The organism is Arenibacter lacus, from assembly GCF_008711145.1.
GTDB classification, from domain to species: Bacteria; Bacteroidota; Bacteroidia; order Flavobacteriales; family Flavobacteriaceae; genus Arenibacter; species Arenibacter amylolyticus.
The window spans coordinates 1-19011 of the sequence record NZ_VVIN01000048.1; the positions used below are offsets into that span (position 1 = coordinate 1).

Consider the following 19011-nt stretch of genomic DNA (forward strand, 5'->3'; position numbering starts at 1 on the left):
CAGATTTCAGGAGAAAAGGGAATTATTACGATTCCTGAACGATGGCACCAGGCCCAAGGATATAGTGTTCAAAAAGAACAACAGCAAGAAGCGTTTAGACTCCCTACTCAAGGCAAGGGATACTTTTATGAGATAAAGGAAGTGCACGCCTGTCTTGCAGAGGGGAAATTAGAGAGTAGCCTTTGGAGTCATCAAAACAGCTTGGATCTGATTGGATTAATGGATACGATAAGGGATCAAAATGGGATACATTTTCCGTCCTCCGAATAAAGTGTAAATAGACCGAAATATTCTTATAATAATTACGATATTTGACCTTCTACAAATCAAACTAAATTAAACATGGGAATGAATAAGAATACGGTACTGGCCTGGGCAACCTTTATAATGATTGTTGTTGGGCTGGCACTTATTGCTTTGGGCGCTTTTAGATATGATGAGGTTGCCGGTTGGGGATTTGCTTCTGTAGGTATAGGCTTCTTTGCTATAGCTTGGGTTTTTAATGCCCTTAAGGGTAGGGTATAGCGTTCCTAATTGGCGAAAAATAGATTTGGAGCTGTATTGAAATAGATTTAGGTCCCATTGTAAAAGGTAGTTAGGCTATTTTTTATTTTCTGATGTCGGTAAAGAATTTATGGCAAATGGGAGACGATAATGGGTTAGGTAGAGGTCTTTTAGCATTTCTGCACCAACCTTAATAAGCTATCGCCAATACCAATAGCTGATTTCTGGAGGAAATGAGGAGTTATCCTTAAAAAAGTCCAGTACACTACAATAGTAAAGGAATACTACGGACTACGGTCCAAATGAGAGGATATGAACATTAAACACATTAATTAAGATATGTCAGACGATAAGAAAGTGATTTTCTCCATGTCTGGGGTTACCAAAACTTATAAAACTGCGAATACCCCAGTACTTAAGAACATTTATTTAAGCTTTTTCTACGGAGCTAAAATTGGAATTTTAGGTCTCAACGGTTCCGGTAAGTCCACCTTGTTGCGGATAATAGCCGGAGTAGACAAGAATTTTCAGGGAGATGTAGTCTTTTCGCCCGGTTATAGGGTGGGCTACCTAGAGCAAGAACCACAGTTAGATGAGGACAAGACGGTTTTAGAAGTGGTGAAGGAAGGTGTTGCGGAAACGGTTGCCATCCTAGACGAGTACAATAAGATTAATGATATGTTTGGGCTTCCAGAGGTATACGAGGATGCCGATAAGATGCAAAAGCTCATGGATCGTCAGGCTGTGTTACAGGATCAGATCGATGCTAGCAATGCTTGGGAATTGGATACCAAATTGGAAATTGCCATGGATGCTTTGCGTACCCCGGATTCCGATAAAAAGATTGGTGTCCTTTCCGGTGGAGAAAGGAGACGTGTTGCCTTGTGTAGATTGTTATTGCAAGAACCCGAAATATTATTGTTAGATGAGCCTACCAACCACTTGGATGCAGAATCCGTACACTGGTTAGAGCATCATTTAGCTGCTTATAAGGGAACGGTTATTGCCGTAACCCACGATAGGTATTTCTTAGATAATGTTGCGGGATGGATACTGGAATTAGACCGTGGCGAAGGAATTCCATGGAAAGGAAACTACTCTAGCTGGTTAGATCAGAAGTCCAAACGTATGGCACAGGAAAACAAAACAGCTTCCAAGCGTCAGAAGGTACTGGAGCGAGAGTTGGAATGGGTGAGACAAGGTGCTAAAGGGCGTCAAACAAAACAAAAAGCCCGTTTACAGAATTATGATAAACTGATGAGTCAGGATCAAAAGCAGTTAGACGAAAAGCTGGAGATTTATATTCCAAATGGTCCGCGCTTGGGGACCAATGTTATTGAGGCCAATGGGGTAAGTAAAGGCTATGACGATAAGTTGCTTTATGAAGACCTTAATTTTAATCTTCCACAGGCGGGTATTGTTGGGGTTATTGGTCCTAACGGAGCGGGTAAGACTACTATTTTCCGTATGATTATGGGAGAGGAAACTCCAGATAAAGGAGAGTTTAAGGTAGGGGAAACGGCAAAGATCGCTTACGTAGATCAAAGTCATTCTAATATTGACCCAGAGAAAACCATCTGGCAGAACTTTAGTGATGAGCAAGAGCTTATTTTAATGGGAGGCAGACAGGTGAATTCCAGGGCTTATTTAAGTCGATTTAATTTCTCTGGAAGTGAACAGAACAAGAAGGTAAGTATGCTTTCTGGTGGTGAGCGTAACCGTTTGCACCTAGCCATGACCTTAAAGGAAGAAGGGAATGTATTGCTCTTGGATGAGCCTACCAACGATTTGGATGTGAATACCCTACGTGCCTTGGAAGAGGGATTGGAAAATTTCGCCGGATGTGCGGTGGTTATTTCCCACGACCGATGGTTTTTGGATAGGATTTGTACCCATATCCTAGCTTTTGAAGGAGACTCTCAGGTCTATTTCTTTGAGGGATCTTTCTCCGAATACGAAGAGAATAAAAAGAAGCGCTTGGGTGGGGATACCATTCCAAAGCGATTAAAATACAAAAAGTTAATCCGCTAGAATTAACTTCTGTTCTAAGAGTCCGCCCTAGCCCAAAGGTTATGGCGGATTTTTTCTTTAGTGGGTTTCCTGCTTAGGAATTAATAATCGGCCTTGGGATACCAATCTAATAGAACCACTTCTATATCTGGCTTATTCTCATTTATCAATTCCTTAAATAAGGCCACATCGCTCACCTCAAACTTACCGCGATAGTGATAGGGATACACCTGTTTTGGTCTAAAGTCCAAGACGGCATCGGCTGCTTTTTCTACAGTCATGGTATAAGGTAGGTTCATACAAATAAAGGCAATGTCTATATGCGCAAGATTTCGCATTTCCGGAATATCCTCGGTATCCCCAGAAAAATAAATACGCTGACCGTCCTTACTAATTACATAGCCATTTCCCCTGCCTTTAGGATGCAAATGCAATGCCTCTTCCCTTAAATTGTACATGGGAATAGCCTCTATTAAAATACCCGATCGTAGTTTTTGATCACCATTGTCTAAGATGTCTATTTGAGGCGTAAACTTTGCAGGCATTAGATCGGCAACAGCCTGAGGAAGAATAATTTTGGAATTTTGGGTGTTCAATTCCTCCAAGGTTTCCAAGCTAAAATGATCGCCATGAATATCGGTAATGAGGATAATATCCGGATCTGGCACCTCCTTATAATTTTCCGCTCCCCCAACAGGGTCTATATATATGGTAGTATCCTCCATGATGAGAACTGCTGATGCATGCTCTATTGGTATAATTTTTAGAGAACTATCCTCCTTCTCTTGGATGGATGGTGGGGTATTGGTTGGGACGGGGGCCGACTTTGTTTTTTCCTTGCAGCCCGCGTTAAGAACTATACATAAAAATAAAAACGTGATACACAGATAGTTGTTTTTCATGATAGTTGATTTTAGGTTAAAGCCAATTCCATTTTTATATCACACCGGTCGTAGGGCAGGTCATTTTCCAGTACAACCTCTTTAAAACCAATTTTTTTATAGATGTGAATGGCATTTTTTAAGCGGGTATTGGAGTATAGCATCAGCTTCTTCCATTTATTTTTCTTTCCTACTTCTACGGCATGCTGTAATAGGGCTTGCCCAATTTTCATTCCTTGGTAAGTGGGATCTACCGCCATTTTACTTAATTCATACTCCCCAAAGGCATGGGGCAATAGTGCAAAGCAACCAATAATTTCTCCATTCAACCGAGCAAAATAAATATAACCGCCTTTATTGATTATATTAGCTTCACTGTTGGCTAAAAGTTGTTGATCCTTAGGCTCTAGATAAAAATGTTTGGTTAACCATGCTTCGTTTAAGATTTTAAAACTGTGAGCATGATCGGAATTGCCTGACTCAAAAGGAAGAATTTCTAAGGACATGGTATTGAAATTCGGTTTTTATAAAGTTAATATAAGGATCTTAGTTTTTAGGGATAAATTATTTTTTTTGCCAAAAAAATCTAAAAACGAAACCTTTTCGTATATATGTATGATACAAACAAATTAAAGTTAACCAAAGAAAATTAATTAATTACTAAAATCATGACTGAAACAAAAAGCAATAATGGGTTGAAGGTTATAGCGGGGCTGCTCGCTGTAATTTTACTGGGTGTAATTATATATACCGTAAGTCTTTATCAGGATAAGCAAAAAAATGAGGCCTTGCTCACTAAAGAGAAAGAATTGGTGGTTGAGGATCTCACTAGTTTAAAATCGGAATATGACAAAGCAATTTTGGAAAGCAATGCTACCAACGAAGAATTGGTAACGGCTAGGGATAATATTGCAAAATACATAGATTCCGTTAAAACCATGAAATCCGACATCGCAAGTCTGTACAGATATAGAAAGCAAGTTGGAATTTTAACCAAAGAGCGCGAGCAGCTATTGAGAAAAGTAGATTCCTTAACCAGATCTAACACCTTCTTGGCTATGCAAAGGGATAGTACCTATGTGGAATTGGAGAAACAAACTATTTTTAATGATTCTTTAGTGGTACAGAACACCCAATTGGCCGACGTACTTGAAAAAGGATCTACCTTAAATCTTTCTAAGTTTAGCGTAGATGCGGTAAGGGAAAGAAGAAATGGTAAATTGGTTTCTACTTCTAGAGCAAGAGCTACAGATAAACTAAAAGTTTGTTTCACTGTTGCAGACAATGTTATTGCTCAGGCGGGAGACCGACAATTTTTTATCGAGGTTTTGGATCCACAAGGAAATGTTTTGGGTGAAAGCTTCTCCCAAACCTCAGAGTCGGGAGCATCTATAACCTATAGTAAGGGGACCGAATTCTATTATGAGAACCGTGCCTTAGATGTGTGCGACTTTATAGATAAGCCTGCCGGTGATTTTCAGAAAGGAAATTATATGGTGAATGTCTATGATAATGGATTGAAACTATTGGGCACTTCCAAGTTCGAATTGAAATAAGGAAATCCACCCATCAAATCAAAAGGCCGATCTGCAACAGATCGGCCTTTTTTATTGAAGATTGTGAAGTTTATTTATTAAGGGTTCCTACCATGTCTTCCGGTCTAACCCATTCGTCGTACTGCTCAGCGGTTACATACCCCAAGTTAATAGCCTCCTCTTTTAAGGTGGTGCCATTTTTATGGGCCGTATTGGCAATCTCTGCAGCTTTATAATACCCTATTTTTGTATTAAGCGCAGTTACCAGCATCAAGGAATTATTTAACAACTCCTCTATTACCTCGTAATTGGGCTCTATTCCCGATGCGCAATGCTCATCAAAACTTACACAAGCGTCACCCAGTAGTTGAGCAGATTGCAATAGGTTGGCTGCCATCATTGGTTTAAAAACGTTTAACTCATAATGGCCTTGTGTTCCCCCAACAGAAATCGCAACATCGTTCCCCATTACTTGGGCACATACCATGGTTAGGGCTTCACACTGAGTGGGGTTAACCTTTCCAGGCATAATGGAACTCCCAGGCTCATTGGCCGGAATTATAATTTCGCCAATTCCAGACCTAGGGCCAGAAGCCATCATTCTTATATCGTTGGCAATTTTGTTTAAGGCTACAGCCAATTGTTTTAGTGCTCCGTGGGTAGACACCATGGCATCATGGGCAGCCAAGGCTTCAAACTTGTTTTCAGCGGTTTTAAAGGGTAAACCTGTAAATTTGGCAATGTACTCTGCTACCAATACATCATAGCCCTCTGGGGTGTTTAAACCAGTACCTACGGCCGTACCTCCCAAAGCCAATTCACTTAGGTGGTCTAGTGTGTAGTTAAGGGCTCGTAAACCGTGATCTAATTGAGAAACGTAACCAGAAATTTCCTGTCCCAAGGTTAGGGGAGTGGCATCCATTAAATGGGTACGTCCTATTTTTACCACCTTTGCAAATTCCTTTGCTTTTTTATCTAAGGTGTTTCTTAGTTGTGTAACTCCAGGGATGGTGGTCTCTACAATCTTCTTGTACGCGGCAATATGCATCCCAGTTGGGAACGTATCGTTAGAGGACTGCGACTTGTTAACGTCATCGTTAGGTTGAATGGTCTTTTCCCCTTCGCCAATTTTCTTGCCAGCAATTTCATGGGCCCTGTTGGCAACCACCTCGTTCACATTCATATTGCTTTGGGTCCCAGAACCTGTTTGCCAAATTACCAACGGAAATTGATCATCGTGCTTACCCTCCAAGATCTCATCGCAGACCTGGGCTATAAGATCTCTTTTTTCAACTTCTAAAACACCTAGCTCATGGTTGGTGTAAGCGGCCGCTTTCTTTAAATAGGCAAAACCATAAACGATGTCCAAAGGCATGGAAGCCGGAGGACCAATTTTAAAATTGTTTCTGGAGCGTTCGGTTTGTGCTCCCCAATATTTGTTGGACGGCACCTTTACCTCGCCCATGGTATCTTTTTCAATGCGATATTCCATAATTGATATTCCGTTTAATGATTGTTACAAATTTAAGCTTATATGCCCAAGAAAGAAAGTTTATTCCTCAGCTTTGCCGTGTTAGTTCCTATTACTTATGTCTTTTAATTATCTCATTAGTAGGTTACGAATCTTAGGGACTGCTATTTTTTTAAGATATGGGGACTAGTCCAGGAATTTGGCCTTCAGTTCTGGGGTGGGAACCATGCAGGCCTCTTTTTTCCCGTACCAACGATAGCGGTTCTTAGCAACAAAATCGTACACCACGTTGCTTAGGCTTTCCGGAATCCATTCCAGAATAGCTGCCAAACCCCATAGTCCGCCAAAAGACTTAGCAATTTTTAGAGCGGCGGCAGACTTCGTATAATAAGCCACTCCAGGTTCTATCAAAATGATGGAGTCTACCTGGGAGGTATCTATATGACGGTCGGCAGTTAATTTACGCCCAATATCACTCTGTAAAGCGGCATACCTATACAAATCGTTCTTATCTCTTTTTATTACATATTGAACAGCGTTGTTGCATAAATTACACACACCGTCAAACAATAGAATTTTCTTTTGATTTGTTTCCATTTTGCAAAGATATAGTGGCTGGAAGCTAAATTCCAATAGTTATAAATACTTCTTATAGGGTTAATAATCGTTTTTTTAGGGATCATCCCCGCAATGTTTGGTTGCAAGAAGTTAGGGGTTCGGAGTTATTTTTTAGCCGCCTGCACCAATTCCAGTTGATCTACGTTCACATTGGTAGTGAAAATGCCATAATTTACGATGGCCTTGTCCTTCTCTAGGTTGTCTATACTTCCTACCGCTTTTCCATCCATCATCCGTACCCGATCGCCAATTTTGAAAATAGGGCGAGGCTTGTTTTTTTCTACTACCGCGGCCTTCTTTTTTGCCACCTTTTTTCTTTCGCGGATTACCTCTACCTTTTTTATTACCTCTTGTTCTACTTTGGCTTTTTTCTCCTTTTGTGCCTTTACCTCCTTTGGGGATTTCTTTTTCCGTTTACTGTTTTCTGTCTCAACGATCTTGAGTAGTTCTGAGATTAAGGGGCGCCTTTTTTTATCCTGAAAATATTTCTCGGCAGCGGTGTTTACCTTATTTCCCAAATAGATCATCCGTTGGTTGTGGTCATATAACTCCTGGTAATTTTCCAATTTGGATTTAATTTTGGAGTTGAGGTCTTCCAACTTCTGGGCCTCCGTCCTAGCTTTAGATTCCTCTTCCTGTAATCTAGATCCAGTTTTCTCCATTTTACTACGTTCTTTCTGTAGTTTGGCAATGGTGGCATCAAAACGCACCTTCCCGCGTTCTATTTTCTTTTTCGCCTTATTGATTAAGCTATAGGGAATCCCATTTTTTTGCGCTACCTCAAAGGTGAAGGAACTACCTGCCTGGCCCAAGACTAATTGAAAGGTGGGTTCTAAAGACTTCCCATCAAAAAGCATATTGGCATTGGTGACATGGGGGAGTTCGTTTGCCAAAAGTTTTAAATTGGAGTAGTGGGTAGTAATTACGCCATAGGCACCTCGTTCATAAAATACCTCCAAAAATGTTTCGGCTAAAGCACCGCCCAGTTCGGGATCACTACCAGTTCCAAATTCGTCAATTAAGAACAAGGTCTTGTTGTTGACTTTTCGCAGAAAGTAGTTCATGTTCTTAAGTCGGTAGCTATAGGTACTTAAGTGGTTTTCAATGGATTGGTTGTCGCCAATATCCGTTAGTATATTGGTGAATAAACATACTTTAGATCGTTCGTGTACCGGAATCAATAAGCCGCTCTGCAGCATTAATTGAAGCAGTCCTATGGTTTTTAAAGTAATACTTTTCCCCCCTGCGTTTGGACCGGAAATAACAATGATTCTGTTCTCTGGATGGAGGGTAATAGTCTGTGGGTAGGTTTTTTCCTTTTTATACTTGTTGTTTAGGAAAAGTAAGGGGTGGTAGGCGTCTCTTAAATAGAGTTCTCTTTCCTCGGTGATTTCTGGCAATAAGGCATCCATTTCCAAGGCGTATTTGGCCTTTGCCGCCGTAATATCCATCTGCGTCAAAAACTGCTGATAGTCGTACAAATCCTGGGAATAAGGCTGAGTCTGCTGGGTAAGGTCCTTTAATATTTTCTGGATTTCTTCCCTTTCCTCAAACTCCAGGTTATTGAGTTCCCTACTGTATCTTAAGGTAGCTTCTGGTTCTATATAAACAATACTGCCCGTTTTGGAAGTACCCATTAGAGAGCCCTTTACCTTTTTACGGTGCATACTCTTTACGGCTAATACCCGCCTATTGTCTACTACAGACTCCCTAATTTCATCTAATAAGTCGGATGCCTGATAGGTGGTAAGGGCAGAAGCAAAACTTTGATTGATCTTGGCTTTTACCGTCCCTATTTGAGAGCGGATTTCTTGTAATTTAGGGGATGCGGTATTCTTAATCTCCCCAAATTTATCGATGACGTCATTTATAGATTTAACAATCTCTGGGTGGTAGGTGATCCCTTCAGAAACTTGAAGGAGCAATGGGTAGTAGTCCTTAAACTTCTTAAGGAACTTGGTGTGTGTTGCTACCGAATTGCAGATACCTGCTATCCTTTTAAAACCGCTGATCTCTATGGTAGTGTTCTCTATCCTTAAAAGTTTCAGTTCTTGGGATATCGCATCAAAATCATGACCGGGTATCCTATTGTCATTGGTAAAACTAGATAGGTATTCCGATGTTTGTCCCAAGGTGGCCAAGAGCTCTTCTTTGGCTCTTATTGGGGCTATATCTAGGACCTGTTCCTTCCCCAATTCCGTAGTACATCTACCGGAGAGCTGTTGAAGAACGGTGTGAAACTCTAAATCTTGAAGTGTTTTGGAACTTATTTTTGCCATAGTAACTGTTAATCGGTTCAAAGGTAAGGAATAGGAGCGATATGGAAAGCCTAAATATTACCGCGGTATCGCTGAATTTTTAGTGGTGCGGCCTTAATTATTTATTTCGCAAACCCAAGAAAAACCGGAATGTTTTCTGCTTTGTATGATTAGGAATCTAACACTCTAAGCTAGTTTCCCATAAATAGAGAGCCCTCCAGAAAATCGAAATGACTTCTGGAGGGCCTACCTTTATATGAATACTGGTTTTAGAGTTGCTGCATTGCTACCAGGTTTTTGTACACCCCGTTTGCTTCCAATAATTGCGAATGGGATCCTTGTTCTACAATGACTCCTTTTTGAAGCACCACTATATTATCTGCATTCTGTATGGTAGAGAGTCGGTGGGCAATGACTATGGAGGTTCGGTTTTTCATCATTTTCTCCAAGGCATCCTGTACCAAACGCTCACTTTCCGTATCCAGGGCTGAGGTTGCCTCGTCCAATATCATGATTGGCGGATTTTTTAGTACGGCCCTGGCGATGGAGAGACGCTGTTTCTGTCCCCCACTTAGTTTATTTCCACTATCGCCAATATTGGTGTCATACCCATTGGGAAGTTCCATTATAAAATCGTGGGCATTGGCAATTTTGGCAGCCTCAATAATTTCCTCTTCGCTGGCACCTTCCTTACCCAACCCAATGTTGTTTTTTACTGTATCATTAAAAAGGATGGAGTCTTGGGTGACTAATCCCAATAAATTACGGAGCGATTTTTTAGTGAAATCCTTAATATTGGTTCCATCTATTTCAATAACCCCTTCATTTACGTCGTAGAATCTAGTAACCAAATTTGCGATGGTACTTTTTCCACTTCCAGACTGCCCTACTAGGGCTACCGTATGGCCTTTTGGGACCTTTAGGTTAAAGTTTCTCAACACGTATTCGTCCTCATATTTAAAGGAGATATCCTGAAGGGTGATTCCTGTATTGAAATCGGTCTTAGAGAGGGCATTGGTTTTTTCCACAATGGGATTCTCTGTTTCCAAAATATCAAGTACCCGTTGGGCAGCAGCATTTCCTTTTTTAATTCCATAGGAAGCTTTACTAATTGCCTTTGCTGGGGTAAGGATATTATACGCCAACCCCATATAAGCAATAAAAGAGGAAGCATCCAGGGTTTGGTCTATTAATACCATTTTCCCTCCGAACCATAATAGCACCCCAATTACTAAAATCCCTAAGAATTCTCCCGTGGGAGAAGCTAGGTTCTGCCGGTTTAGCAGTTGATTGGAGTAATGGAAAAATCTACTGGTAGAGTTGCTAAAGGTTTTAAAAAACCTGGATTCCGAATTAAAGGCCTTAATTACTCGTAGTCCGCCCAGGGTTTCCTCTACAATGGAAAGGAATTCACCCTGTTCCTTTTGTACTCTATCAGATTGCCTTTTAAGCGATTTTCCGATCCTGGAGATTATCATGCCAGCAATAGGAATAAATATAAAGACAAAGAGGGTAAGCTCGGTGCTGATTCCGAACATAATCAAAATGGTGAAAACGATCGTCAGCGGCTCCCGAACAATCAATTCTAGCACGGAAAGGAAGGAGTGCTGAATTTCTAGTACATCGGAAGTAATCCTAGCAATAACATCTCCCTTTCGTTTTTCCGAATAGAAGGAGATGGGAAGGTCTACTATCTTTTGGTACATACTGTTCCTGATGTCCTTGAGTACTCCGTTCCTTAAAAAGGTGATGAAGTACATGGCCAAGTAATTAAAGAAGTTCTTTAAAAGGAAAAGTACTAGTACCAGGCCTATGACCAAGACCAGACCTTTCATCTCGTCGTCTCCGGAATAGGCGGTTACCTGGTAATTTATATAATCCTGCAAGTAATCCTTCAACTGTCCAAAACTGGTATAGACCGGTTCTTGCAATACCTTTTTTTCGGGCTTAAACAACACGTCCAACATAGGGATCAAAGCGGCAAAGCTAAGCGCACTAAAAAGGGCGTAAAGAATGTTAAAGAAAATGTTTAAAAAACCGTATTTACGGTATGGTTTCGCAAAACGAAGGATCTTTTTAAAGTACTCCATTAATCAATTTTCAGTTCATTTAGGATTCTATCGATTTTTGCATCCAATTGGGCATCCACGTTTTTAAAGTCGGCCGCCTTTTCCAAAGGAGCATTGATACTGAAATAGAATTTAATTTTGGGTTCTGTTCCACTGGGTCTTGCGGCCATTTTTGTACCGTCCTCTGCGATGTATATCAACACATTGGATTTTGGGATATCCAGTTCAGTTACTTCCCCGGTTACTACATTCTTGGAAGTAGCGGTATTATAATCTTCAATGGTGATTACTTTAGAACCGTCTATGGAAGCTACGGGATTCTCCTTAAAATCGTTCATCATTTGTTTAATTTCCTCGGCGCCTTGCATGCCCTTTTTAGTAAGGGAAATCAATTTTTCCTTATAAAATCCATAGGCCACGTAGCAATCTATCAGGTCTTTGTAAAAAGAACTGCCGTTGGCTTTTGCCTGGGCACCAATTTCACAAGCCAATAGGGTAGAGGTTACTGCATCTTTATCCCGTACAAAATCACCTACCATAAAACCAAAACTCTCTTCCCCACCTCCTATAAAGGGTTGCTCGGGGTAGTCTTTAATCATTTTAGCGATCCATTTAAAACCGGTAAGGGCAGTTTTACACTCAACCCCATAGGCTTTGGCTAGGGAATCCATCATGGGGGTAGAAACTATGGTAGAAGCTACAAACTCGTTCCCGCTAATTCCTTTTGCCTTGCGCTGATCCAATAAAAACTTGGTCATCATAATCATGGATTGATTTCCGTTCAAAATTTCCATCTTCCCCTCCAAGTTACGTACTACAACCCCTAAACGGTCACAGTCCGGATCCGTACCAATTACAATATCCGCTCCTATTTCCTCGGCCTTTTCTATGGCCATGGATAAGGCTTCCGGTTCTTCTGGGTTGGGCGACTTTACCGTAGGGAAATTTCCGTCGGGCTTTGCCTGCTCTTCAATAACGGTTACATTTTTGTAGCCTGCCCGTTTAAGCACTTCTGGGATGGCAGTAATGGAGGTACCGTGGAGGGAGGTAAATACTATTTTGTAATTGTCCTTTCCTTGTGCGTTGAAGTTTCCGTTCTCTACACAGGCATTGATAAAGGCCTCGTCTACTTCCTTACCTATTAGCTGTATCAAATCTTCGTTTGCCTCAAACTTGATATCCTCGTAGGAAACTTGGTCTATTTCCGAAATTATCTGCCCGTCCTGTGGAGGAACAATTTGTCCCCCATCGGTCCAATAAACCTTGTATCCATTGTATTCTGGTGGATTATGGGAAGCGGTTAGTACAATGCCTGCATGGCAATCTAGATGACGCACCGCAAAAGATAGTTCTGGAGTGGTCCTTAATTCGGAAAAAAGAAAGACCTTAATACCGTTCGCAGAAAAAACTTCAGCTACCGTTCGTGCAAGGGTATCACTGTTGTGCCTACAGTCGTACGCAATTACCACCTTTAATTCGGTATCTGGATAGGCAATTTTTAAGTAGTTGCTTAATCCTTGCGTGCTTTTCCCAAGGGTGTATTTGTTGATGCGATTGGTCCCGGCACCCATAATACCCCGCATGCCCCCGGTTCCAAATTCAAGATCCTTGTAAAAACGATCTTTCAATTCCTCGGTATTGTTGTTTATTAATTGTTGTATTTCCTCCTTGGTCTTGGGGTCAAAGAAATCCGTTAACCAACTTTTTGCCTTATTCACGATTGTATCCATGGTCTCAATGGTTTGATTATGTATTTAAAAATACAAAGAATTATAATTTGTTTTGTGGAAGGTTAATTCCTTCCGATATTGTGTAGCGTGTTTCATTTTTTCTGGACCTTACCATAATTTCACCTAGAAATCCCGCTAAAAATAATTGGGACCCTATCACCATGGCAATAAGTGCAAAAAAGAACTGTGGCCTATCCGTAAGTAGGCTTCCAAAAGGATTTATAAAGAGTTTATCTATTCCTAGATAAATGGCAAATCCAAAGCCAATGGTAAACATCATTACCCCAAGAGCACCAAAGAGGTGCATGGGGCGTCGTGCAAATTTGGACACAAACCAAATGGTGATCAGGTCTAGAAAGCCATTGATGAAGCGTTCCATACCAAATTTGGTCTTACCATATTTCCTGGCTTGATGCCGTACTACTTTTTCGTCTATTTTAGAGAAACCTGCCGATTTTACCAATACGGGGATATAACGATGCATTTCCCCGGATACTTCAATGGTCTTGACCACCTCTTTTTTGTAGGCCTTTAGTCCGCAATTAAAATCGTGGAGCTTTACCCCAGAGGTTTTTCGTGCTGCCCAATTGAATAATTTGGAGGGAAGGTTTTTAGCGAGAATAGAATCATACCTTTTTTTCTTCCAGCCCGATATTAAATCAAACCCGTCCTCATGGATCAATTTGTAGAGTTCTGGAATCTCCTCCGGATTATCCTGAAGGTCTGCGTCCATTGTGATGATAACATCGCCCTTGGCCTCTTTAAATCCGGCATGCAAGGCTTGCGACTTACCAAAATTCTTTAAAAACCGTATGCCTTTAACATTGGGGTTTAGCTTGCCCAATTGGGAGATGATTTCCCAAGAACGGTCGCTGCTCCCATCATCTATAAAAAGGATCTCATATAAAAAATGATTGGATTGCATAACCTCTACAATCCAATCATGCAGTTCTTGTAACGATTCTTCTTCGTTGAGTAAGGGAATTATTATAGATATATTCATTCAGTACTAATGCAAAATCTGTTCAAAAGTACAAATTACTGAATAGTTTCCGATCTTTTTAGAATTAAAGCAGGGATTAAAGAAAATATAAAGCTAATTACCACACTATAAATAAGACCAAATACTATTTGCATGGAGGGAGTTGTGAATTTCTTACCCATTTCCATTTGAGCGTCCACTTGCTCTGGAGTCATTTTGGTGGTTTCTAAAAGTTGCGCTCGCTGATAGGTCATGGCCTTGTCCATCATATCGGGATCTATAACCCCAGCCATGAGTTGGTTAAAGAGGATCCCAATGATACCACCTACCAATCCAATGCCCACGCCAATCTTTAGGGCTTGTGCAAAAGACATATAACCGTTATTGGCTTTTTTAAATTGGATCATTCCTAGGACTATGAGGGCAATTGTTAAAATAAGGCTTACCGCCAGTACCATCATTCCTCCTTGGTAATGCATGTCCAAGGAATATAGCATTAATGCAAATACAATACTCAATGCGCCTAGGATACCTCCGTACGTCAAGGCAAATTTCCCAGTATTGGGCTTAACCATTTCCATATTTATTTAAGATTTAGATGTTTTTAATGTTAGTGTTTCTTTCACTATCTTTGTTACAAAGAAAGGTAAGTAATTTTTATTTTTCTTTTTTTGAGATTATAAATTGCTAATTTCAGAAAAACAATTAAATTTGCAGCTCGAAATCAAGAAGGAATTAACGTTATTACAATGAAAAAAGATATACATCCAGCAAATTATAGATTGGTAGCCTTTAAGGATATGTCCAATGAAGAGGTTTTTATTACTAAGTCTGCGGCAGACACCAAGGAGACTTTAGATGTTGATGGAGTGGAATACCCGTTGATAAAACTAGAGATTTCTAGAACATCACACCCTTTTTACACTGGAAAAGCCAAGGTGTTGGATACCGCTGGACGTATTGATAAGTTCAAGAACAAATACAGTAAGTTTAAGAAATAAGACTTTTTTTTTATTAAAAAGTTAGAAAGTCACGCTTATGCGTGACTTTTTTTGTTTTAAATTAGTTGTATGAATTACATTCTTTTCGACGGATCGGTTAGAACGGCATTATTGCCCTTTACCTATACCAGGCCAGTAGCAGATATAAGAATTGGTATTCTTACCATTAGGGAAAAATGGGAGAAATATCTAGGTAGTACTACTACCACAATTACAGAAGATTATTTGTCCGAGAAATTTCCCTTAGTGGAAATGGAAGATAATGTGCTGATCAATGCCTCCTTTTTGCCTAATCCTTCCCTGGTAGAGCTGGTTACCCAACTTAAAGAGAATGAACTTATCCTTTATGATGAGGAGATTCTTGCTTTTTATGCTAAAGAAACACAGGAGGAGATAGATTTTTCCACCTATAATGCCATAGAATATAATGGTGAGGTTTTAAGGATAGAGCATACATGGGATATTTTCTCAAAAAATGCCGAAGCCTTGGAGGCAGATTTTAAATTGATCACCGAAGGCAGGAAGAGTGCTCCTATTTCTAAAACCAATAGCCTAATTTGTCCGGAAAACATCTTCTTGGAAGAAGGGGCAAAGGTAGAGTTCAGTGTTTTAAATGCTACTGATGGGCCTATTTATTTAGGCAAAAACTCGGAAGTATGGGAAGGGAATCTTATCCGAGGTGGTTTTGCGCTTTGTGAAAAGGCAGTAGTAAAAATGGGAACCATGATTTATGGGGCTACCACCGTAGGCCCTTATAGTAAAGTGTCTGGAGAGCTCAGTAATTCGGTAATATTTGGTTATTCCAGTAAGGGGCACGAAGGATACCTGGGAAATGCAGTATTGGGGGAGTGGTGTAATATTGGAGCTAGCTCTAATAACTCCAATCTTAAGAATAATTATGCCTTGGTTAAATTGTGGAATTACGAATCCGAGACCTTTGAGCAAACAGGATTGCAATTCTGTGGGCTAATGATGGGAGACCACAGTAAAACGGCTATTAATACCATGTTTAATACAGGGACCGTAATTGGGGTGAACTGCAATATCTATGTACCAGGATTTCCCAGAAATTTCATTCCTAGTTTTAGTTGGGGTGGTGCAACAGGCTTTACTACCTACCAACCCGAAAAGGCTTTTGAAGCGGCTAAAGTGATGATGGCCAGACGAAATGTGGAGTTTAATGAGATGGATGCCAAAATCCTGACGCAAGTTTATGAGGATACCAAGAAATGGCGTAATGAATAAACTTAAGGCTGTTTTAAATAGCTACCTCTAAATACTCTATCACTATTCTTTGGACTAGGTTTTGGATTATTGGTATATTTGCATCGCAATTAGCAGAATTTAAAAGGGAACCATATTGGATCGCAATTTGGTGAAAGAGAGATGGATATGAAAAAAAAGGTCGCTTTCTATACATTGGGCTGTAAGCTCAATTTTTCAGAAACTTCAACAATAGCGCGCAACCTAACGGATGAGGGGTTTGTTAGGGTAGATTTTTCGGAATATGCAGATATGTATGTAATAAATACCTGTTCGGTCACGGATAATGCCGATAAGCGCTTTAAGACAATAGTAAAGCAGGCCCAAAAAGTAAATCCGGATGCCTTTGTTGCGGCTATAGGTTGCTATGCTCAATTGAAACCCGAGGATTTGGCGGCAGTGGATGGGGTAGATCTTGTTTTGGGGGCTACCGAGAAATTTAATATTGCCGACTATGTGAACGACCTGTCCAAAAACGATTACGGAGAGGTGCATTCCTGTGAGATTGAGGAGGCCGATTTTTATGTTGGTAGTTATGCTATTGGAGATAGAACCAGGGCGTTCTTAAAAGTGCAAGACGGTTGTGATTATAAATGTACCTACTGTACCATTCCCTTGGCTAGAGGAATATCTCGTAGTGATAGTTTACAGAATGTATTGAAGAATGCTAAGGAAATCTCAGAACAAGATATTAAAGAGATTGTCCTAACGGGAGTGAATATTGGGGATTATGGCAAGGGTGAATTTGGCAACAAAAAGCACGACCATACTTTCTTAGACTTGGTAAAGGCATTAGATACAGTAGAGGGTATACATCGATTAAGGATTTCTTCCATTGAGCCCAACCTGCTAAAAAATGAAACCATAGAGTTTGTTGCGGATAGTAATTCATTTGTACCGCATTTTCATATTCCCCTCCAGAGTGGTAGCGATGAAATTTTAAAATTGATGCGCAGGCGTTATTTAACCGATTTATATGTAAATCGCGTTAACAAAATTAAGGAGGTAATGCCCCATGCTTGTATCGGGGTAGACGTCATAGTAGGATTTCCAGGTGAAACCGAAGAGCACTTTTTAACCACTTATAATTTCTTAAACGAATTGGATATCTCCTACTTGCACGTATTTACATATTCGGAAAGGGATAACACATTAGCAGCGGAAATGGAAGGGGTGGTGCCCAAAAAAGTAAGAAGTAAAAGATCTAAAATGCTCCGTGGCCTCTCTGTTAAAAAAAGAAGGGCATTTTATGAAGGGCAACTGGGTACCACGCGTACGGTCTTGTTTGAAAGTGAAAACAAAGAAGGTTATATACACGGATTTACCGAGAATTACGTAAAAGTTAAATTTCCGTGGGACCCTAGTTTAAGCAATACCTTGCAAGAGGTGAAGCTGACCGAAATAGCAGAAGATGGCCTCGTTAGATGTACTATTTTAGAATCGGTGCGTGCTAGTGTGTAGTAATCCTTAGTATATGCGACTGCGAGAAGGATTGATTGTTGCTGCTATATTAAGAGAGAAAGGCTAAGGAAACTGACTGTAAAACACAAAAAAAACCGCTTTAAAAAGCGGTTTTTATATTATATTCTAATTCCGACCGGGAGCATTTCGTGATACTGCCTATTCTTTTTCAAAAAGCTAGCTATTTCAGGACTGGTAGGGACTACTCGTAGATTTTGTTCCTGTAAGTGATTTAAAACACTTCTAATAAACTCTTCCTGTATTTCTATTTCTTGTAATTCTTCCGGAATATGCAGTTTGGTTAAAAAGACCTTACGTTCCTGCGACGCGTACTCTATCTTGGCCAAATGCCCATTGATCCTAGCTTCAAATTGACGCAAGAAACTGTTGTCTGTAATTTCCACTTCATTCATAGAGGTTGAATTTTATTAATCATTAGTTTTGGAGTATAATGCTGAATTATCAAACCAGGTAGTGCATAAAGAATTACCAATTGTAAATTTAATGATAAAAAAGATATTTTCCTATTTAAATAGCATATCCTTAACGTGATGGACAGTAGTAAAACACATGTTTATTTTATGCCAGGAATGGCTGCGAATAGTTTAATTTTTGAAAATATACAGCTATCGGAGGATACCTTTGTTCAACATTACCTAGATTGGGAAATCCCTACTGCCGATATAGGTTTAGAAGAGTATGCCCTGCAAATGTGTAAGCTCATTAAACATCCAGAACCGGTCTTGGTGGGGGTTTCCTTTGGGGGAATATTGGTGCAGGAAATGGCTAAGCATATTGCAGTAAAAAAAGTGATTATTATCTCTAGTGTAAAAAAGAATTCCGAACTGCCAAAGCGAATGGTTTTTGCTAAATACACCAAGCTTCATAAGCTCTTGCCAACGGGTTTGGTAAATAATATGGAGTTAGTGGCAAAATATGCCTTTGGGGAACCGGTCCTAAAGCGCCTGGAACTCTATGAGCGATACCTTTCGGTTAGGAATAAATTTTACCTGGATTGGTCTATAGACAAAATTGTAAATTGGTCCCAGACGGAACCGGCCAAAAATGTGGTGCATATCCATGGGGAAAAGGATCCTGTTTTTCCCATAAATCATATTAAGGATTGTATACAGGTTAAAAATGGCACCCATACCATGATAATTCACAGATATCGCTGGTTTAATGAAAACTTGCCGTCAATTATTTTGCGATAAGCCCGTCGGATTTA

Annotated in this window: 17 protein-coding genes and 1 pseudogene; 8 read left to right on the plus strand and 10 right to left on the minus strand. The window is 40.1% G+C overall.

The window, feature by feature from the left end:
• From F1E73_RS17630 to ettA, 3 genes and pseudogenes are all read left to right on the plus strand, one after another.
• Nucleotides 1-270 (plus strand): annotated as a pseudogene (locus tag F1E73_RS17630) (Gfo/Idh/MocA family protein); the annotation flags it as partial.
• 72 nt (nucleotides 271-342) lie between these two features.
• Entirely contained in the window at nucleotides 343-525 is a 183-nt protein-coding gene (locus F1E73_RS12860) for a CAL67264 family membrane protein (RefSeq protein ID WP_086476561.1), read from the plus strand.
• A gap of 318 nt (nucleotides 526-843) precedes the next feature.
• The gene (gene ettA / locus F1E73_RS12865) at nucleotides 844-2535 is read left to right on the plus strand and encodes an energy-dependent translational throttle protein EttA (protein WP_086476560.1); all 1692 of its coding nucleotides are present in this window, start codon (nucleotides 844-846) and stop codon (nucleotides 2533-2535) included.
• Nucleotides 2536-2615: 80 nt separating this feature from the next.
• Here the strand turns inward: ettA and F1E73_RS12870 are convergent, their stop codons facing one another.
• Both F1E73_RS12870 and F1E73_RS12875 read right to left on the minus strand, forming a co-directional pair.
• Complete coding sequence (locus F1E73_RS12870) at nucleotides 2616-3416, minus strand: MBL fold metallo-hydrolase (protein ID WP_086476559.1); 801 nt, start codon at nucleotides 3414-3416, stop codon at nucleotides 2616-2618.
• 11 nt (nucleotides 3417-3427) lie between these two features.
• Nucleotides 3428-3901, minus strand: coding sequence for a GNAT family N-acetyltransferase (locus F1E73_RS12875; protein WP_086476558.1), 474 nt, complete (start codon nucleotides 3899-3901; stop codon nucleotides 3428-3430).
• Between the two features lie 162 nt (nucleotides 3902-4063).
• On the opposite strand from F1E73_RS12875, the gene F1E73_RS12880 reads away from it, so the two are divergent.
• Entirely contained in the window at nucleotides 4064-4951 is an 888-nt protein-coding gene (locus F1E73_RS12880; RefSeq protein WP_086476557.1) for a hypothetical protein, read from the plus strand.
• Between the two features lie 70 nt (nucleotides 4952-5021).
• Here the strand turns inward: F1E73_RS12880 and fumC are convergent, their stop codons facing one another.
• The 7 genes from fumC to F1E73_RS12915 all read right to left on the minus strand — a co-directional run bounded on the left by fumC (nucleotide 5022) and on the right by F1E73_RS12915 (nucleotide 14639).
• Nucleotides 5022-6422: a class II fumarate hydratase gene (gene fumC / locus F1E73_RS12885; RefSeq protein WP_086476556.1), complete on the minus strand. Its 1401-nt coding sequence runs from the start codon at nucleotides 6420-6422 to the stop codon at nucleotides 5022-5024.
• A gap of 165 nt (nucleotides 6423-6587) precedes the next feature.
• Entirely contained in the window at nucleotides 6588-6998 is a 411-nt protein-coding gene (locus F1E73_RS12890; protein WP_150452118.1) for a thiol-disulfide oxidoreductase DCC family protein, read from the minus strand.
• A 125-nt stretch (nucleotides 6999-7123) separates the two neighbouring features.
• Nucleotides 7124-9298: an endonuclease MutS2 gene (locus F1E73_RS12895; RefSeq protein WP_150452119.1), complete on the minus strand. Its 2175-nt coding sequence runs from the start codon at nucleotides 9296-9298 to the stop codon at nucleotides 7124-7126.
• 248 nt (nucleotides 9299-9546) lie between these two features.
• The gene (locus F1E73_RS12900; RefSeq protein ID WP_150452120.1) at nucleotides 9547-11367 is read right to left on the minus strand and encodes an ABC transporter ATP-binding protein; all 1821 of its coding nucleotides are present in this window, start codon (nucleotides 11365-11367) and stop codon (nucleotides 9547-9549) included.
• A complete protein-coding gene (locus F1E73_RS12905; protein ID WP_150452121.1) occupies nucleotides 11367-13076 on the minus strand; it encodes a phospho-sugar mutase in 1710 nt (569 codons plus the stop codon). Before F1E73_RS12905 ends, F1E73_RS12900 begins: the two co-directional genes overlap by 1 nt.
• A gap of 40 nt (nucleotides 13077-13116) precedes the next feature.
• Nucleotides 13117-14079 carry a glycosyltransferase family 2 protein gene (locus tag F1E73_RS12910; RefSeq protein WP_086476551.1) on the minus strand — a complete coding sequence of 321 codons (963 nt, stop codon included), beginning with the start codon at nucleotides 14077-14079 and terminating at the stop codon, nucleotides 13117-13119.
• A gap of 35 nt (nucleotides 14080-14114) precedes the next feature.
• Entirely contained in the window at nucleotides 14115-14639 is a 525-nt protein-coding gene (locus F1E73_RS12915) for a DUF4199 domain-containing protein (RefSeq protein ID WP_086476550.1), read from the minus strand.
• 168 nt (nucleotides 14640-14807) lie between these two features.
• On the opposite strand from F1E73_RS12915, the gene F1E73_RS12920 reads away from it, so the two are divergent.
• The 3 genes from F1E73_RS12920 (at nucleotide 14808) to mtaB (ending at nucleotide 17783) form a co-directional block, all read left to right on the plus strand.
• A complete protein-coding gene (locus F1E73_RS12920; protein WP_086476549.1) occupies nucleotides 14808-15059 on the plus strand; it encodes a type B 50S ribosomal protein L31 in 252 nt (83 codons plus the stop codon).
• A 69-nt stretch (nucleotides 15060-15128) separates the two neighbouring features.
• The gene (locus F1E73_RS12925) at nucleotides 15129-16304 is read left to right on the plus strand and encodes a GlmU family protein (RefSeq protein WP_150452122.1); all 1176 of its coding nucleotides are present in this window, start codon (nucleotides 15129-15131) and stop codon (nucleotides 16302-16304) included.
• Between the two features lie 147 nt (nucleotides 16305-16451).
• Nucleotides 16452-17783: a tRNA (N(6)-L-threonylcarbamoyladenosine(37)-C(2))-methylthiotransferase MtaB gene (gene mtaB / locus F1E73_RS12930; RefSeq protein WP_086476564.1), complete on the plus strand. Its 1332-nt coding sequence runs from the start codon at nucleotides 16452-16454 to the stop codon at nucleotides 17781-17783.
• Nucleotides 17784-17902: 119 nt separating this feature from the next.
• Here mtaB and F1E73_RS12935 read toward each other — a convergent pair whose 3' ends face one another.
• Nucleotides 17903-18196 (minus strand): N-acetyltransferase, encoded by a 294-nt coding sequence (locus F1E73_RS12935; protein WP_086476547.1) that lies wholly within the window; start codon nucleotides 18194-18196, stop codon nucleotides 17903-17905.
• Nucleotides 18197-18334: 138 nt separating this feature from the next.
• Here F1E73_RS12935 and F1E73_RS12940 point away from each other — a divergent pair, with 138 nt between their 5' ends.
• Nucleotides 18335-18997, plus strand: a complete 663-nt coding sequence (locus F1E73_RS12940) for an alpha/beta hydrolase family protein (protein WP_150452123.1) — start codon at nucleotides 18335-18337, stop codon at nucleotides 18995-18997.
• Nucleotides 18998-19011 lie beyond the last annotated feature (14 nt).

Bases quoted from the DNA above. Each gene is read 5' to 3' on its own strand.
- mtaB (WP_086476564.1), top strand. From the start codon at position 16,452: ATGAAAAAAAAGGTCGCTTTCTATACATTGGGCTGTAAGCTCAATTTT.
- F1E73_RS12875 (WP_086476558.1), bottom strand. From the start codon at position 3,901: ATGTCCTTAGAAATTCTTCCTTTTGAGTCAGGCAATTCCGATCATGCT.
- F1E73_RS12935 (WP_086476547.1), bottom strand. From the start codon at position 18,196: ATGAATGAAGTGGAAATTACAGACAACAGTTTCTTGCGTCAATTTGAA.
- fumC (WP_086476556.1), bottom strand. From the start codon at position 6,422: ATGGAATATCGCATTGAAAAAGATACCATGGGCGAGGTAAAGGTGCCG.
- F1E73_RS12940 (WP_150452123.1), top strand. From the start codon at position 18,335: ATGGACAGTAGTAAAACACATGTTTATTTTATGCCAGGAATGGCTGCG.
- F1E73_RS12905 (WP_150452121.1), bottom strand. From the start codon at position 13,076: ATGGATACAATCGTGAATAAGGCAAAAAGTTGGTTAACGGATTTCTTT.
- F1E73_RS12860 (WP_086476561.1), top strand. From the start codon at position 343: ATGGGAATGAATAAGAATACGGTACTGGCCTGGGCAACCTTTATAATG.
- ettA (WP_086476560.1), top strand. From the start codon at position 844: ATGTCAGACGATAAGAAAGTGATTTTCTCCATGTCTGGGGTTACCAAA.
- F1E73_RS12920 (WP_086476549.1), top strand. From the start codon at position 14,808: ATGAAAAAAGATATACATCCAGCAAATTATAGATTGGTAGCCTTTAAG.
- F1E73_RS12910 (WP_086476551.1), bottom strand. From the start codon at position 14,079: ATGAATATATCTATAATAATTCCCTTACTCAACGAAGAAGAATCGTTA.
- F1E73_RS12900 (WP_150452120.1), bottom strand. From the start codon at position 11,367: ATGGAGTACTTTAAAAAGATCCTTCGTTTTGCGAAACCATACCGTAAA.
- F1E73_RS12890 (WP_150452118.1), bottom strand. From the start codon at position 6,998: ATGGAAACAAATCAAAAGAAAATTCTATTGTTTGACGGTGTGTGTAAT.
- F1E73_RS12915 (WP_086476550.1), bottom strand. From the start codon at position 14,639: ATGGAAATGGTTAAGCCCAATACTGGGAAATTTGCCTTGACGTACGGA.
- F1E73_RS12880 (WP_086476557.1), top strand. From the start codon at position 4,064: ATGACTGAAACAAAAAGCAATAATGGGTTGAAGGTTATAGCGGGGCTG.
- F1E73_RS12925 (WP_150452122.1), top strand. From the start codon at position 15,129: ATGAATTACATTCTTTTCGACGGATCGGTTAGAACGGCATTATTGCCC.
- F1E73_RS12870 (WP_086476559.1), bottom strand. From the start codon at position 3,416: ATGAAAAACAACTATCTGTGTATCACGTTTTTATTTTTATGTATAGTT.
- F1E73_RS12895 (WP_150452119.1), bottom strand. From the start codon at position 9,298: ATGGCAAAAATAAGTTCCAAAACACTTCAAGATTTAGAGTTTCACACC.